This is a genomic window from Candidatus Poribacteria bacterium (genome assembly GCA_016866785.1).
Taxonomy (GTDB): Bacteria; Poribacteria; WGA-4E.
On the sequence record VGLH01000047.1, the window covers coordinates 1 to 15,362 of the forward strand.

Sequence of the window (15,362 nt, forward strand, 5' to 3'; positions counted from 1 at the left end):
CCTGACCGCTTCTCAGTTTCGGGCGAGGACTTGGTAGGTTTCCTGGCATGGCTTGATAGTTGGTGGCTGGCGGTTTGCGCGGACGAAGTGGGTTGTGATGCGTCGATGGAATTGGGTGAGGTAGATGATTCCGACTTCGGGCATGGAGAGTCGCGGGCCTTTGGTCTTGGAGGGCAGACGTGCAGAGGGGTCTTGTCGGGTCTTGGCAACTCCGACGACGGACAGGATAACCAAGGCGATGGCGATCAGCAGGACGAGGCGTTCGAGATAGGCGGGATGACGATGCTGCGTCCATCTCATCCTGAAACCGAATCGGCATCCTTTGACGTCGCGGATCTGCTCTTCGATGTCCATGCGCTTGGCGTAGAGTGCAGCGATCCTCTGGACGGGATGAGCCAAGTTGGTTGCCAGCCACCAAGGTTGGACACGACCTGCCTCCCAGATGCCGACGATTCGCGCACGCGCTGCTTTGTCTTCTCGCAGCCATCGACGACTCAGGTCCACGTGTTGTCCAGGTCGAAGAGCTAGGTCGTGCAGCAGGATGGGTTGCTCTTGGTCTCGTTGGACGGCGAGGTTCTCGCGGATGCGGACGAGGAAGCCGTGCCGTGTGTGCGCCAGATGGTATATCCACACGGCGCGATGAAAGCCACGGTCACAAACAAAGATAGCGCGCTGATTCGCAGCCGCCAGCGCTTGGGTAAGCCGACGTAGGAATCGGTGTTCTTCGACGTTCTGCCAGACACCGTGATCACACCGTGATCGGGGATGACCTTGGATAGGACAGGGATGGCTCGCTTGCCGACGATGGCAGAAGCCAGCAGCATCCGTCGATCCTTCGTCCATTCGGTCCGGTCGATGGCGATCAGCACGGGCTCGGACCCGCCCAGCAACGAGAGCAACTATCGAGTCAGCAGGACATCTTGGATGCGGGGGTTGCTCAGGAGACGATAGAAGCGATTGAGCGCGCTTCCCAACCGGATTCCTAGCCCCATCGCCATCCAACCAGCCAGACGACGAGAGCGAGCCTCACCTTGTGCTGCAATGGCAGCGATCACCCACGCAAGCGACTTCTGCTGAGAACGACGGAACGGACTCAACATCGACACCAGAAACGGGTACATTCTGAGCGGATGCACGGTGATGACTCCTGTTTGGGTCCATCGGACAGCCACCCAAACCGTGATCTACTGTGCATCCACTGTCAATCCCCCAACACAAACTGAGAAGCGGTCAGGCGCAAAACCGCTTGACAGTTCGGCTCGCTGCGGCGATAATTCCCGCGCAGTTGCCCCTGTGGCGGAATTGGTATACGCGGCAGGTTGAGGGCCTGTGCTCGAAAGGGCGTGCTGGTTCGAGTCCAGCCAGGGGCACCACGCAGCCTTCCTTCCTCTGATCCGGCTTCTCGATCCGTTGGCTCCGCGATACACGGTGCGGTCGGCGCGTTTGACGCATCGGGTGGGATTCCGTACAGTCTCCGCGTGTCCCAGAAGATGCCCGCATAAGACGGCCGAACCGCCTGGTCGAACCCACATGCGCCCTATCCGTCCGTCCGTGGATCCGCGCTCCGCTCTCGTCGGCGCTCTGTTTCTCGTCTCCGGGGCGACGGGACTCGTCTATGAGATCCTGTGGTCGCGCCTGCTGACAACGCACGTGTTCGGAACCACCGTCTACGCGGTCAGCACGGTTCTTGCCGCGTTCATGTGCGGCACCGCGCTGGGAGCCTTCGCGCTCGGGCGGCGCGCGGATCGGCTAGCCCTGCCGCTCCGCATGTACGCGCTGCTCGAAGCCGGTGTCGGGCTTTACGCCTTCGCGTTCCCGATCCTGCTCAAGGGCGTCGTGGTGGTGTTCGTCGCGGCGGCGCGGGGCAAGGACCTGTCGCCGGCGCTGGTGCTGCTTCGATTCGTCCTGGCTTTCGTCGTGCTCCTGCCGCCGTCGATTCTGATGGGAGCGACACTGCCGGCGCTGGCGCGACACGTCACTCGCTCGCGGGATCGCTTGGGACGATACGTTGGCGGGCTGTATGGTCTCAATACGCTCGGAGCCGTCACTGGGACGCTGCTGACCGGATTCCTGTTGGTCGCTCGCTTCGGCGTCACGGCGACGCTCTTCGGAACTGGCGCAACCAACCTGCTGATCGCGTTGGTGGCGTGGTGGCTTGCGCGCGACTCGCGACGAGAGCCGACACCGAACGCCGACATGGACCTCGACGCCGCTGCGGCGGAGACGGACATGCGCGCCGCGCGAGCCGCCGTCGTGGTCGTTGGCGTGTCCGGTTTCTGCGCCCTGGCATACGAGGTGATCTGGACGCACGTCCTCGTCCTGTTTCTCGGAAGCACGACCTACGCCTTCTCGACGATGCTGGCGGCGTTCCTGACGGGCATCGCTCTCGGCGGAGCCGCCGCGGGCCCCGTCTCCGATCGTACGGCGCGAAGGCCGCAGCTGCTCGCGTACGCGCAGATCGCCATCGGCATCGGATCGGTGCTCGTGCTGCCAGGTTTGTCCAGCCTCTACGGCATCGTGCGCGCCGTCGGGTTCGGCGGCAGACCGCTGGTGTTCGTCGTGTGCGTTCTGCTGATGCTCTTGCCGACGGTCCTCATGGGCGCGAGCTTCACGCTCGCAGCGAGGATCGCAGCCGCGTCGTCAACTCGACTGGCGCGGACGGTCGGCTCCGTGTATGCGTCCAACACGTTCGGAGCCATCGTCGGATCGCTGTCGGCAGGATTCATCCTCATCCCGCTGTTGGGGATCCGCAACGCCGCGCTCGCCATCGCCGTGGTGAACGTCCTCGCCGGAGCGTGGATGCTCCGAGCGGCAGCGTCTACCGGGCGGGCAGAAGTCGCCGTTCCTGTCGCCGTCGGACTGCTGATCTCGGTCGGAGCGCTGTTTCTGCTCCCACGCACCGATCTGTTCACGCGCAGCGCGATCTACCAGGAGCAGTTCGCTCGCCTGGGCGATGCCGCGAAGATAGAGAACTACTCCGAGGAGCCCGAGGGCATCGTCACGGTTCTCACGGACCCGGAAGGCTCGCGCAGACTCTATGTCGACACGAACGAGGCGGCGAACGACACGCGGTGGGATGCGCCGTCGCACCGGGTCATCGCGCACGTGCCGCTGCTGCTGCACCCGGATCCTAAGCGCGCGCTTGTGGTCGGGTTCGGAATGGGCAGAACGTCGAACTCGATCGTGCAGCACGGCGTCGAGGTCGATGCCGCTGAGATTCACCCTGGCGTGATCCGAGCCGCGAGAGCCTACTTCAGCGACGCAAACTCGGGCGTGCTCGATTCCGACAAGCTCCACGTCCACGTCAACGATGGTCGCAACTTCATCCTCACGACTCTGAACCGATACGACATGATCTCGACCGGGATCATCCATCCGCTGGTCAGTTCCGGCAGTTCGGGCATCTACAGCCGTGACTTCTACCGGCTGTGCCGCGATATCCTGACCGACGACGGCGTCATGAGCCAATGGGTTCCACTGCATCGTCTGCCGCTGGCGGATCTCAAGACCATCGTGCGCACCTTCCTCGACGTGTTCCCTGAGACGACCGTCTGGTTCAAATACACGCCGGACTTCCTGATCTTGGCTGGTACCAAGGTGCCGCAGAGCATCGACATCCGCGCTTGGGCCCGCCGCACGACAGTTCCCGCAGTCAAACAGGACCTAGCTGCCGATGACCTGGAGACGTTCTCGCTGCTCGACTCCTACTTCATGGGACCGGCAGCCGCCGCGCGCTTCGCCGACGGAGCTCGACTGCACACCGACGACAAACCGGTCCTGGAGTTCTTCGCCCCGAACCTCGGAGGCGTCGCGACGACGCAGGTCGAGAACATCGAGGCGCTGCTGCCGTTCCGCGAGTCGGTGTATCCGCTGCTGACCGGCTTCGCCTCGCCGGAGCAGGCAACGGCGGTTCGGGAGCTGCTCGAACGGTTCCACGAAACGACGGGCGATCTGATCCGGGGACAGATCGAATATGCCGCCGGACGCTATGAGAACGCGGTCGCCATCCTGCAACCGGCGTACGCGAGGAATCCCGACGATGCGACCATCGGCTACAACCTGCAGGAAGCGGCGCGGCTCGTAAGGCGCGATCTCGACGCCCAGATCGCCAGCACGGAGCGAGCGCTTCTGGATCAAGTGCGACGGAACCCGGAGGACACGACCGCGCTGACGAACCTGGGGCTCGTCTACCGGAACGCCGGTCGTCTGGATGACGCCGCGCTGTATCTCGAGCGAGCGCTTCGCCTCCAGCCTGGCAGCGTCGAATTGCTGCTTCTGCTGGGAGAGGTGCACGCGCAAGCAGGCGAGGTCGCCAAGGCAATCGACGTCTACGAAAGCGCGTCAAAGAAAGCCCCGGATCAGATCGTCATCTACGGATCGCTCGCGGCGTTGTACGAGCGGGCGGAACGCATCGACGACGCCATTGCCGCCGTGCAGCGCGTCCTCCGACTCGACCCCGACCTGGCGCTCGCCCACAGTACGTTGGGAAGTCTCTACCTCACCAAGGGCGACGCCAAGGCGGCTGAATCCTCCTACCGACGCGCTCTCACGTCCAACCCCCCGTCATCCGTCGCGCGCGTCGCCTGGAACGGCTTGGGACTCGCTCTCGCCCGATCCGACCGCCGCGCCGACGCGACCTCGGCGTTCCGCAAGGCGCTCGAGATCGATCCGAACTTCGCCGAAGCCAGCGACAATCTCGCAGCGCTTGAAGCCGGCGGCGCGGGCGGACAAGCGCCGTGACCGAGTCGAAGCCGTTCGGCGGCGCGCTTGGAACTGTGACACGCCGACTCGTCTGGTTGCTCAAGAAGCCGCTGACGTGGCTCGTGGTCGTCTTCGCGGTGGTCTACGGGCTGACCGTTGTCCCGTACTGGAAGACGACCTGGGACAGCGCCACCTACATCGACATCGCCGAATCGCTCCTGCGCGGTGAAGGCTATTCGTACAACGGCTACCCCCACACCAAGTACCCGCCGGGGTTCCCGCTCCTTCTCGCCGCCGTCGAGATCGTTGCTGACAGGAACTTCCTCTGGATGCGGGCTCTCATCGTTGCGTGCGCGGTCACGTCCATCGCGCTGACGTACGCGCTGATCCGGCGGTGCGAGTCCTCCGTCGTGGCAATCGCGGTGGCGGCGATGACGGGAGCCTGCTTCGCCGTCGTCTTCGAGGGCACTCGCATCCTGTCGGACCTGCCGTACATGGCGTGCTCGCTGGGAACGCTCTACATCGCCGAGAGGTACGGCAGAGACCGGCGGAGCTCAGTCCTCTGTGCGCTCATCGCATTGATGGTCGCGTCGTACTCGGTCCGAATCGTCGGCTTCGTGCTCGCGCCCGCAATTGCCCTCGCGCCGGTGCTGAACCCCAGCCAATGGCGTGACCGAGAACGGCGGCGAGACGCCGTGATCGTCGTGGCGACGATGGGCTTGGTCATTGCGGCTTGGATGGGACGGAACGCGGTCGTCACGCGCCATCTCCCGGTGGGATTACGCGAATCGCTCAGCTACGAAAGCGAGCTCGTCGCCGTCGCGCCGGACGATCCGGGCTCGGCACGCATCGGTACAACGCACGTCGTCTCGCGTCTTAGGTCGAACGCGGTCTACTACGAGGGTCTCATCGCGGGGATGCTGACCGGGCGACGGGCACGCGGCAGCGCGTGGATGCACGGACTTGCGGCAGTCGTGGTTCTCGGTTGGCTTCTGTCGGTCATCCGAAGCCGCTCGGCGACCGACCTCTACGCCGGCATGTACGCCGTTGTGTTCCTGCTCTGGCCCTCGCCGCAGGGCGAGCGGTTCGTCGTACCGGTCGTTCCGCTGATGATGTACTACGCCCTCGCTCCGTGGCTGTGGCTGTGGAATCGGGCGGGACGCGCCATGACTCGCGTTCCTGTCGGCGACCTGCTCGCGATGGGAGCCGCTATCGCCGTCGTCTGGCTCAATGCGCGCCTCGTCGTGCCGATGATCCGCGCCGAGCGACGCACGCCCTATTATGACCAGGGCACGCAAAACTACCTCGACAGCATCGCGTGGGTCGGCGACCACACGCCCGCCGACTCCGTCATCATCACGGACCGCGCGCCCTACGCCGTCCTGTTCGGCGAACGGCGCGCCTTCACGAGCCCATGGACAGCCGACCAGAGCCTCGTGCTGCGGTCCATCGATGAGAACGGTGGAACCCATATCATCGCGAACAACGTCGGCTACTCGCCGAGGTTCCTGCTGCCGGTCATCGAAGCCCACCCCGGCAGGTTCCGCGAAGTGCACCGGATCGGAGAGAACCGGATTCTGGAAGTGGTCACGGAGCCTCAGCCATGATCGACACGATCCTCTTCGACCTCGACGATACGCTGATGCCGGAGGATGAACCCGTCGAGAAGGCGTTCCTTGCGGCTTGTGCCGTGGCTCAGGGCCAGAGCGGCGTCCCGGTCGCCGAGCTCGCGGCTGCCGTTCGACGCATCGCCCGCCAGCTCTGGACGAGCGCACCGACGCACGATTACTGCCGAAAGATCGGCATCAGTTCCTGGGAAGGACTCAGCGGCGACCTCTCCGGCGACGATCCGAATCTCAGGGCACTGGCGGCGTGGGCTCCGTCCTATCGGCGTGAAGTCTGGACGCAGTCGTTGCGTGCGTTCGATATTGAGAACGGCAGCCTTGTGGCGGCTCTGGAGCAGGCGCTCATCCGCGAACGCCGCCTGCGACATCGGCTGTTCCCGGAGGCATGGGCGGTGCTGACCGACCTGCGCGCCGACTATCGCCTCGGCATGCTGACGAACGGAGCCTCGGCGATCCAGCGCGAGAAGATCGCCGCAACCGGCATCGAGCGCTTCTTCGACGCCCTCGTTGTCACGGGGGAGATCGGCTTCGGCAAGCCGGACCCCAGAGCGTTCGAGCATGCGCTCGCCGCGTTGGGTTCCGTCGCGGAGCGAACCGCGATGGTGGGCAACAGCGTGCGGAACGACATCGCCGGGGCGCAACGGGTGGGCATTCGGACGATCTGGGTACGACGCCGGCTCGAAGAAGACGAGCACGACCACACCGCAGACGAGACGGTCTCCGACCTGAGGCAGCTTCGGAGCGCGTTGCGTGCGCTCGGGACGACTGAATAGCCGCCGTTGCGCGCAGTCGGACAGCCTATCTTCCCTCGCCGATGGCGCGGAACCCGGCGAGCCGCATTCCTCGCTGGACGGCTGGAACGCCCATGAACAGTCGCCAAACGAGCTCGTCCCGATGGTTGGCGAGCATCAACAGCGCAGCGCCGACATCGATGCCGATCGTGTCCTGATCCCACCATTCCCGCGAAGGGCTGAACGCGTCGGAGAAGCCGTACCGACCCCACACGCGGGAACCGTACGTGGCGCGAACATGCGCGAGCGTTTTCGTAACCAACTCAGGCGCGAAGACGATCGATGCCGCCACCGCGAGCGGAGCCACGGTTCCGTCGTGCTCGACTCGTCCCGGAGGCGCACTGTAAGCGCGGTAGCCGTCTGGACCGTCGCATGCGCTGAGCCCCCAGAGGTGCGCGCCGTAGAGGGCGCTGTGGTCGGCGCAGAACTGGCGATTGGCGAGCGTTGCCGCGACCGACGAGGACCAGTAGTCGTGCCCTTTGGCGTCACGCTTCGAGCGGAAGTCGACGAACGCATGGCTGAACTGGTGCGTGAAAAGCGGTCCCGACCGGAACGTCCGGTGCCCCGCGTAGCTCCCGGTCGGTCGTTTCCATGCGTTCCACGACTTCGTGGGGATGGGATGCGTCGGCGAGCCCATGCCGAGCAGGTAGAGGATCGTCGCCTCGGAGTAGCTGTCCCACCGATGCTGGATGAACCCTTTCTCCGGCGTCCACCCGTGGCTCAGCGTCAATGATTTCGGTTTGCTGCCGCCGTCCGTCAGCATCCACTCGAAATCCACTCGCCCATAGACGTCGTCGGCAAGGCGCTGTACCTTGGTTCCCGCGAAGTACTGCCCGGCAACGAGCGCCCCGGCGATCAGCAACGCCGTGTCGATGGACGACACTTCGCAGTTCCAGACGCGGCTTCCGTCTCGCATGTCCACGAAGTGGTAGAACCAGCCGTGTTCATGCGGCAGGTCATCTCGGATATATCGCAGCGTCCGCTCGGCGCGGCTCCGAGCCTCGTCGGCGGCGATCCATCCGCGCTCAGCGCCGACGGCGAGCACGGCAAGTCCGAACCCGGTGGCGGCGATGCTCGCGACCGTGTACTCGTCTGGAGCGAAGTTGCCCGCTCGGTCTTTGACGAGACCGGTTCGGAGGTCGGCTTCCGCGGCGAAGTAGGCGAAGAGCTTCGGGTCGAGCTCGCGCAGTACAGGAGCCATGTCGGCGAGGGAGGGTGTGGCAGCCGCCCAAAGCACCGCGAGGGTCAACACCATCGTGTGGACGCGATTCATGGCGACGTGGGCTGCTCCGAAGCCTTGGGCTTGGGACGCGCGTCCCACAGCAGCTTCCACGCCATGACCGATACGATGACCAGGACGATATAGACGAACCAGTCCACCCGCACGCCGCCGAGAAGGCTGTTCACCCACTTGCCGGCAAGGAGCCCGATTGCCAGCATCGGCAGCAGCGGCGGAACCATGCGGAGGATGTCGCGGTTGATGATCTGACCCCGCGTGTAGGTGATCAACTTGATGCCATTAATCCAGAAGAAGATGACCGTCGCGCATCCGACCATCGTGACGTTGATGTTCTCCTTCGGCAGCACGAGCAGGAAGTAGAGCGTCGTGATGATCCCGCCCAGATGCGCCATCGTGGAGAAGATGCCCGTCACGAACCCGATGCCGAATCCCGCGACCAGGTTCATGGCGGAACCGGTAAGCACGGGCGTAAAGTCATGCCATACGGTCATTCGTAGGATTTGGATCGGTACGAAGAATAGGGCGAGCGCGCCGAGCACGCGTTTGACCCACGTCTCCGACAGCCGTACCAGCACGCGCGTGGCGAACACGATGCCCAGCGCCGAACCAGGCAGCAGCGCGGCAACGACGCCCCACTTCCATTGACCCCAGTAGAGCCCGAAGTTGACGATGTCCGAAAGGAACAGGAGCGGCAGCGCCAGCCCGAGGCTCTCTTTGGGACGCAACACCATCGCCATCAGCGGCGTGATGACGATCCCCGTGCCGCCGGCAAAGCCCGACTTCGTTACGCCGACATAGAAGCTCGCCATCTGGAGCAAGATGCGCTGCTTTGCCGAACGTTCGACCATTCCGGTGTATCCTCGATGTGGGCGTCCATGTGAGCACGAGACAGGGGCGAGTCGGAACCCGCCCCTGCGGTCCCATGCGGACACATGTCCTAACGGATCAGAGCAGCGAACGAACCGCGCCGCCGTCGACCTGGATCGTCGCCCCCGTGATGTAGCTCGCGTGCTCACTGGCGAGGAACGCGACGAAGGCTCCCAGTTCTTCCGGCTTGCCGAGACGTCCGGTGGGAATGGTCGCCTCCATCTTCGCCAGCTCCTGCTCGGACGTTGTGCCGTTCGCCGTGGCTCGGTCCGCGAGCAGTTGGACGATCCGATCCGTGTAGATCAGACCCGGAGCGACGTTGTTGACGGTGACGCCGAACGGAGCCAACTCCGTCGCCGCGGTCTTGGCGAAGCCGATCACGGACGCGCGTACGGCGTTGGAGAGGATCAGGCGATCCAGCGGCTGCTTGACGCAGATCGACGACAGGTTGACGATCCTGCCCCACTTCCGCGCCTTCATCTCGTCCACAACCTCGCGGACGAGTCCGACGACGCTCATCAGCGTGAGCCGATGTGCGGTGTCGTAACTCTCGATGGGCGTGTCGAAGAGCCCGCCGGGCGGTGGACCTCCCGCGTTCGTCACGAGGATGTCCACCTGTCCGAGTTCGGCGCGCGCGCGCGCGATGACGGCTCGCGCCTGCTCCGGGTCGGACACGTCCGCCGGGATAGGCACGACCTTCGCCTTCGTCTCGGGGCGGATCGCCTCCGCTGCGTCGTTGAGCGCGTCCGCTCCTCGCGCGCAGATGACGACGTTGACGCCTTCGCGCGCCAGCGCTGTGGCACAGGCGCGTCCCAGCCCGCGACTCGCGGCGCAGACGACGGCGTTTCTGCCCTGGATCCCTAGGTCCATATCAACTCCCCATGCGCGGCGGGCACGGCTCCGTCAGTCCATCAACGCCTTCTTGAGGAAGTCGCCGCTGAGCAGGAAGCCGAGAGGTCGACGCGGCCCGTCGAACCGACCGTCTTCGTGCTCGATCACGACGTTGCCGTCGAACCCGAGCTCGTACAGCAGAGCGAAGAACCCGTGCCAGTCGAACTTGGCGAAGCCCGGCAGACGATACGTCCACCAGCCGCGACCCCACTTGCCGCGCCACGCGAGGCGGTCTTCGAAGATCTCCGTATCCTTCGCGTGAATGATGTGGATGCGGTCGATGAACTGCCGCGCAGCCGCCATCACATCGACATCCTGCCAGATGAAGTGCGACGGGTCGAACTCGAGCCCGATCTGCTTGGAAGGCACTGCCGCCAGCATCATCTCGATGGATTCCGGCGTCACGGTGAGGTTCCCGCCGTCGCCGAAGGGTCCTCTGCCGCCGGGCCAGTTCTCGAACGCGATCTTCACGCCCTTCTTCTCGGCGACGTCGGCGATGGGGCTGTAGACTTCCTTGAACATCGCGACGTTGTCCGCGAGGCTCTTGGAGGGGTCGTAGCCCATGGGAGCCGCGCCGGTGAGGACTGCGCCCCCGAACTCAATCGCCATATCCATCAGCTTGCCCATGCGCTCGACCTCGCCGACGAGCTGATCCTTGGTCGTACGGATCGAGGGTCCAAGCACCATGAAGGACGCGGCGAACAGACCGTACTGATTGAGGAGCGCCTTTGCCTGCTTTCGCTGTTCCGGCTGATCGATCCACCCAGCCGAGCCGCCGATCTCGAGGCACTGGAACGGGCCCTTCTTCGCCAGCTTCAGTGCATCTTCCGAGAAGGGCGTCAGAAACCCGAGCTTCATTCGCCTGTCTCCTTGTGACGTAGACTGCCCGCGCCCGTGGTCTCCGCCATTCCGGCTTGACCCTCTGGAATCGAGTCGATACAGTTAGAACCGATGTGCCGGCATCTGCGTTAGATGTCAGGGCGCAGCGTCATCGTGCCGGGGGACGTTACACGTTCTAGCATAGCCGGTCGCGTTCGTAAAGAGAACCGACGCCGCGCCGTCCAGTGCACCACCGGCATTGATGGGACCTCAACGAGTGAGGAGTTGCGTCTCGGTGATCACCACAGTCGTCGTCCTACTGGGCGTCCAGTTTCTCGCCTTCGCGTTGCTCGACAGCTTCGGCGGAGACCGTTAGCACCTCAAAGCCCGCGCATGAGCCGCGACCCACGTCGATGTCCTTGTCGCCTCGCGACTACCCCATCCTCGAGTACGATCCTCAGGCTTCCGCGATCATCGAGCCCAGTCGGGTCATCCACGAGCGCGGCGCGCCTGAGCACTGCGTCCTGTGCTTCTTCCAAGACGTCATCCAGGCGTTGACCCAGCGGGACGACTGCACCCTTTTCGCGATGGGCGGCAGCGAGCTCGGCGAGCACCCCATCTACGAAGTCCGGTTCGACAGCAGACGCCTTGCGGTGCTGCATCCCGGCATCGGCGCTCCATTTGCCGCCGCCATGCTGGAGGAAGCCATCGCGCGGGGCTCGACGAAGTTCGTTGCCTGTGGCGGCGCTGGCGTGCTGAACCCCGACCTCGCCGTGGGTTCCGTACTGGTTCCCACGTCGGCGGTCCGCGACGAAGGTACCTCCTACCACTACCTGCCCCCGTCGCGCGAGGTCGGTGCGCACCCCGACGCGGTCGCCGCCATCGAACAGACCCTCGCGGCGAGAGGCGTCCGCTACCAGACCGTCAAGACCTGGACGACCGACGCGTTCTACCGCGAAACGACCGACAAGATCGCCATGCGCCGCGACGAGGGCTGCCTGACCGTCGAGATGGAGGCTGCCGCGTTCTTCGCGGTTGCCCAGCATCGCGGCGTCGTGCTGGGTCAGATGCTCTACGGCGGAGACGACGTCAGCGGCGATCTGTGGGATTCGCGGGAGTGGAACGCGCGCGCCACCGTACGCGAAGGCCTCTTCTGGCTTGCAGCGGAAGCCTGCCTCGCCCTGTGACCCGCCGTCCGTCATTGACGAGTCTGACCGGCGCACTTATACTCAGCGCCGGTCCGCCACCGACGACGCGTCATGTCGATGCACCTCCGATCCATGGGAGCCGTCTCCGATGGGAGCGACGACTTACGCCGACATCCTCGCCGATGAGCGACTCGCGTTCGCCGCTTCGATCATCAACTCCGCGTACGCCAGCGACAGCCTCGACCGGCTAGGAATTCAGGTTCCCGGATCCGTCCGGTTCTACCTCCCCATGGAGATCGACTACGTGGCGGGCTCCGAGCGCGACCTCCAGCGACGAGTCTTCGGAACCGTGCGGACGGCTGAGTTCCAGGTCGTGACTCGTCCCGATGATCCCGAGTACAGAGCAAAGCCGTACGCGGGCGAGATCGCCTTCATCCGTGGCTTGCGATCCGGCGATGTCGCGGTGATCGACACGCCCACCCATCGCCGCCTTGCCGACGACGACGCCAACGACCGGAAGTGGGGAGGTGTGTGGGGAGGTCTGCTGACCGCGCTCTCGATGTCCTACGGGGCGCTCGGGGCGATCATCAACGGGCCCATCCGCGACACGCACCAGATCGACAGCTACTTCCGCGACGAGTCCTTCGATCCGAGATCGCTGCGCTCCCTGGAACGGTCCCTCGGTGCGCAGGCATCCGACGAGAGCATCCGCCGCGTTCGCAGAGCCTTGACCGCCCGCGAGAAGTTCCCGGTCTTTGCCACGGGAACGGCTCCGACGGATTCGGCTCAAAGGGTCGAAGCCGTCGCCATTGGGGAACCCATCGAGATCGGCGGCGTGACGATCCACGACGGAGACTTCGTCGTCGCAGATTCCGATGCGCAGGTCATCATCCCCAACGCGTGCGTGCGCGACGTGCTGATGACCGTCATCGACATCGACGCAGGCGACAAGGACGTGTGGGCGGATGCCCTAACACGAATCGCGGGTTTCCACGACGACTCGATCGATGAGATCGTTGAACGGCACGGCGGGCACCTGTAGAGTGTGGAAAGGGACCCGGATGGACCCGTCGTTCCGAGCACTGCTCGTGCAGAAGCGCGACGAAGCTCTCGATTGGCTCCTGAGAGCCCAGCGACAGACGCCAGACGGCGGCGTCTGCGCCTGGTTCGATCTGCAGCGCGGATGGTGCCCGACCTCCTACCCGGAGGTCACCGGCTACATCATCCCGACGATGTGGGACGCCTTCGCACTCACCGGATCGGCACACTACCGCGACGCCGCCATCGAGATGACGGATTGGATCACGGAAGTCCAGCATCCCGATGGGTACGTGACGTCCATGGACTTCCAGACGCCCTACGTTTTCGACACCGGGCAAGACATCCTCGGTTGGGTGCGGTCGTATCGAGAGTCCGGCGCGGCGAACCACTTGGACGCGGCAGTTCGAGCCGGCGAGTGGCTCCTGCGGATGCAGCGAGCCGATGGATCGTGGTGGACGACGCCAACTAGCGGCGCATCTCAGACCTACCATTCGCGCGTCGCGTGGTCGCTCCTTCAGCTCGCGGATGCCACGAGCGACACGCGATACGCCGACGCAGCACGACGCAACCTCGACTGGGCGGTCGAACGGCAGGAGCCGAACGGCTGGTTCCGCGGCGATCCGCAGCGCGACATGACGCACTTCCTTGAGTACGCGGTCCGCGGACTGATCGAATCGGGTCTCTGGATCGGCGACGACCGCTACGTCGCCGCCGGAAAACGCATGGCGGATCGCGTATTGCAGTTCGTCGATGATTCGGGCTATCTGTGCGGGTGGTTCCGCTCGGACTGGACGCCGGACGCGCCGTCATGCTGCCTGACGGGCTCCATCCAGTTCGCCATCGTGTGGCTCGCGCTCTGCCGAGAGACGAGCGACGCGGGCTATCGCGAGCTGGCGCATCGAGCGATGCGTTACGTCATCGGCACGCAGACAACCGACCCCGGTGTGCCGGAAACGTATGGCGCGATCGCGGGCTCCGAGCCTGTGGACAGCGAGTACGCGCCGATGGCGTACCTGTCGTGGGGAACCAAGTTCCTGATCGACGCGATCCACCTCGCGCTCGATGAGGACATGCGCCTCACATCATAGCTCCGACGCCATCGCGGAACGTCCCGCGACCTTTGCGACTCGCGGTCTGCGACGGTAACATGGCTCTGTCGAGCTTCGAACCGGTGGGATGACGAGCGGCAAGGAACAATCCATGCGCGAAATGACGAGCCGCGAACGTGTGCGCCGGTGCCTGCGCTTCGAGAGTCCGGATCGGGCTCCCAGAGACCTGTGGGCCCTTCCCGGGGCGCATCAGCGGTACGGTGAGGCGATTCAGGCGTTCCATCGGGAGTTTCCGACCGATTTCGCAGGACCGCAGGCGTCCTACGGCAGGTCGAGCCGAGCGACGGGAACCCGCTACACGGTCGGGTCCTACCGCGACGAATGGGGCTCCGAGTGGGAGATCGCCCAGGATGGCGTCGTGGGCGAGGTGAAGCGACCCGTACTCGCCGATTGGTCGGACCTCGGTTCCTATGAGCCGCCATTCGAGCTGCTCGACGGAGCGGACTTCTCGCGCGTCAACGACGGCTGCGCGGCGACCGATATGTACGTCCGCGCCGGATCGCATGTCCGTCCGTTCGAGCGGATGCAGTTCCTGCGCGGATCGGAGCAGTTCTTCATCGACCTCGCAGAAGATCGCCCGGAGCTCGGCAAGCTCCGCGACATGCTGCACGAGTTCTTCTTGCGCGACATCCGCATGTGGGCGGAGACAGACGTCGACGGCGTGTCGATGATGGACGACTGGGGAACACAGTGGGCTCTGCTCATCTCGCCCCAGCGCTGGCGCGAGTTCTTCAAGCCGATGTATGCTGACTACTGCCGTATACTTCGGAACGCGGGCAAGGACGTCTGGTTCCACACGGACGGATTCGTCGAAGACATCTACCCCGATCTCATCGAGATCGGGGTGACGGCGCTCAACTCCCAGCTATTCTGTATGAACATCGAGTGCCTGAGTGAGCTATACCGAGGCAAGGTGACCTTCTGGGGCGAAATCGACCGTCAGTACGTCCTCGCGTTCGGTACTGCACAGGATGCGCGTCGCGCCGTGCGCCGAGTTCGCCGGGCGCTCGACCGAGGAACGGGCGGCGTCATCGCCCAATGCGAATGGGGCGTTGATACGCCACCTGAGACCATCCACGCCGTCTTCGAGACGTGGCTGGAGCCGATGTGACTTCACGGTGAGAGGAGGA

Annotated in this window: 12 protein-coding genes and 1 tRNA gene; 8 read left to right on the plus strand and 5 right to left on the minus strand. The window is 64.6% G+C overall.

Going from position 1 to position 15,362, the window contains the following annotated elements; translation table 11 throughout:
* Positions 1 to 12 precede the first annotated feature (12 nt).
* Positions 13 to 843 carry a transposase gene (locus tag FJZ36_08670; protein MBM3214973.1) on the minus strand — a complete coding sequence of 277 codons (831 nt, stop codon included), beginning with the start codon at positions 841 to 843 and terminating at the stop codon, positions 13 to 15.
* A 444-nt stretch (positions 844 to 1,287) separates the two neighbouring features.
* Here FJZ36_08670 and FJZ36_08675 point away from each other — a divergent pair.
* The 4 genes from FJZ36_08675 (at position 1,288) to FJZ36_08690 (ending at position 7,099) form a co-directional block, all read left to right on the plus strand.
* A tRNA-Leu gene (locus FJZ36_08675) sits at positions 1,288 to 1,373 on the plus strand.
* Positions 1,374 to 1,530: 157 nt separating this feature from the next.
* On the plus strand, positions 1,531 to 4,740 hold the full coding sequence (locus FJZ36_08680) for an MFS transporter (protein MBM3214974.1): 3,210 nt from the start codon (positions 1,531 to 1,533) through the stop codon (positions 4,738 to 4,740).
* Positions 4,737 to 6,308 (plus strand): hypothetical protein, encoded by a 1,572-nt coding sequence (locus FJZ36_08685; GenBank protein MBM3214975.1) that lies wholly within the window; start codon positions 4,737 to 4,739, stop codon positions 6,306 to 6,308. The genes FJZ36_08680 and FJZ36_08685 overlap by 4 nt, the downstream gene beginning before the upstream one ends.
* Positions 6,305 to 7,099 (plus strand): HAD family hydrolase, encoded by a 795-nt coding sequence (locus tag FJZ36_08690; GenBank protein MBM3214976.1) that lies wholly within the window; start codon positions 6,305 to 6,307, stop codon positions 7,097 to 7,099. Before FJZ36_08685 ends, FJZ36_08690 begins: the two co-directional genes overlap by 4 nt.
* Before the next feature lie 25 nt (positions 7,100 to 7,124).
* Here the strand turns inward: FJZ36_08690 and FJZ36_08695 are convergent, their stop codons facing one another.
* The 4 genes from FJZ36_08695 to FJZ36_08710 all read right to left on the minus strand — a co-directional run bounded on the left by FJZ36_08695 (position 7,125) and on the right by FJZ36_08710 (position 10,973).
* Positions 7,125 to 8,390 (minus strand): hypothetical protein, encoded by a 1,266-nt coding sequence (locus FJZ36_08695; GenBank protein MBM3214977.1) that lies wholly within the window; start codon positions 8,388 to 8,390, stop codon positions 7,125 to 7,127.
* Positions 8,387 to 9,205: a sulfite exporter TauE/SafE family protein gene (locus tag FJZ36_08700; protein MBM3214978.1), complete on the minus strand. Its 819-nt coding sequence runs from the start codon at positions 9,203 to 9,205 to the stop codon at positions 8,387 to 8,389. Before FJZ36_08700 ends, FJZ36_08695 begins: the two co-directional genes overlap by 4 nt.
* 97 nt (positions 9,206 to 9,302) lie before the next feature.
* Positions 9,303 to 10,094: an SDR family oxidoreductase gene (locus FJZ36_08705; GenBank protein ID MBM3214979.1), complete on the minus strand. Its 792-nt coding sequence runs from the start codon at positions 10,092 to 10,094 to the stop codon at positions 9,303 to 9,305.
* A gap of 33 nt (positions 10,095 to 10,127) precedes the next feature.
* Positions 10,128 to 10,973 (minus strand): sugar phosphate isomerase/epimerase, encoded by an 846-nt coding sequence (locus FJZ36_08710; protein ID MBM3214980.1) that lies wholly within the window; start codon positions 10,971 to 10,973, stop codon positions 10,128 to 10,130.
* 374 nt (positions 10,974 to 11,347) lie between these two features.
* Between FJZ36_08710 and FJZ36_08715 the strand changes: the two genes are divergently transcribed.
* The 4 genes from FJZ36_08715 (at position 11,348) to FJZ36_08730 (ending at position 15,343) form a co-directional block, all read left to right on the plus strand.
* Positions 11,348 to 12,121: a purine-nucleoside phosphorylase gene (locus FJZ36_08715; GenBank protein ID MBM3214981.1), complete on the plus strand. Its 774-nt coding sequence runs from the start codon at positions 11,348 to 11,350 to the stop codon at positions 12,119 to 12,121.
* Positions 12,122 to 12,230: 109 nt separating this feature from the next.
* A complete protein-coding gene (locus tag FJZ36_08720; GenBank protein MBM3214982.1) occupies positions 12,231 to 13,124 on the plus strand; it encodes an RraA family protein in 894 nt (297 codons plus the stop codon).
* Positions 13,090 to 14,211, plus strand: a complete 1,122-nt coding sequence (locus tag FJZ36_08725; GenBank protein ID MBM3214983.1) for a hypothetical protein — start codon at positions 13,090 to 13,092, stop codon at positions 14,209 to 14,211. The genes FJZ36_08720 and FJZ36_08725 overlap by 35 nt, the downstream gene beginning before the upstream one ends.
* 88 nt (positions 14,212 to 14,299) lie before the next feature.
* Positions 14,300 to 15,343, plus strand: coding sequence for a methyltransferase (locus FJZ36_08730; protein MBM3214984.1), 1,044 nt, complete (start codon positions 14,300 to 14,302; stop codon positions 15,341 to 15,343).
* Positions 15,344 to 15,362: the final 19 nt, after the last annotated feature.

What these genes read in the sequence shown, in the direction of transcription:
- FJZ36_08695 (MBM3214977.1), bottom strand. Translation starts at nt 8,390, where the DNA reads ATGAATCGCGTCCACACGATGGTGTTGACCCTCGCGGTGCTTTGGGCG.
- FJZ36_08670 (MBM3214973.1), bottom strand. Translation starts at nt 843, where the DNA reads ATGGACGAAGGATCGACGGATGCTGCTGGCTTCTGCCATCGTCGGCAA.
- FJZ36_08680 (MBM3214974.1), top strand. Translation starts at nt 1,531, where the DNA reads ATGCGCCCTATCCGTCCGTCCGTGGATCCGCGCTCCGCTCTCGTCGGC.
- FJZ36_08725 (MBM3214983.1), top strand. Translation starts at nt 13,090, where the DNA reads ATGAGATCGTTGAACGGCACGGCGGGCACCTGTAGAGTGTGGAAAGGG.
- FJZ36_08700 (MBM3214978.1), bottom strand. Translation starts at nt 9,205, where the DNA reads ATGGTCGAACGTTCGGCAAAGCAGCGCATCTTGCTCCAGATGGCGAGC.
- FJZ36_08715 (MBM3214981.1), top strand. Translation starts at nt 11,348, where the DNA reads ATGTCCTTGTCGCCTCGCGACTACCCCATCCTCGAGTACGATCCTCAG.
- FJZ36_08710 (MBM3214980.1), bottom strand. Translation starts at nt 10,973, where the DNA reads ATGAAGCTCGGGTTTCTGACGCCCTTCTCGGAAGATGCACTGAAGCTG.
- FJZ36_08705 (MBM3214979.1), bottom strand. Translation starts at nt 10,094, where the DNA reads ATGGACCTAGGGATCCAGGGCAGAAACGCCGTCGTCTGCGCCGCGAGT.
- FJZ36_08730 (MBM3214984.1), top strand. Translation starts at nt 14,300, where the DNA reads ATGACGAGCGGCAAGGAACAATCCATGCGCGAAATGACGAGCCGCGAA.
- FJZ36_08690 (MBM3214976.1), top strand. Translation starts at nt 6,305, where the DNA reads ATGATCGACACGATCCTCTTCGACCTCGACGATACGCTGATGCCGGAG.
- FJZ36_08720 (MBM3214982.1), top strand. Translation starts at nt 12,231, where the DNA reads ATGGGAGCGACGACTTACGCCGACATCCTCGCCGATGAGCGACTCGCG.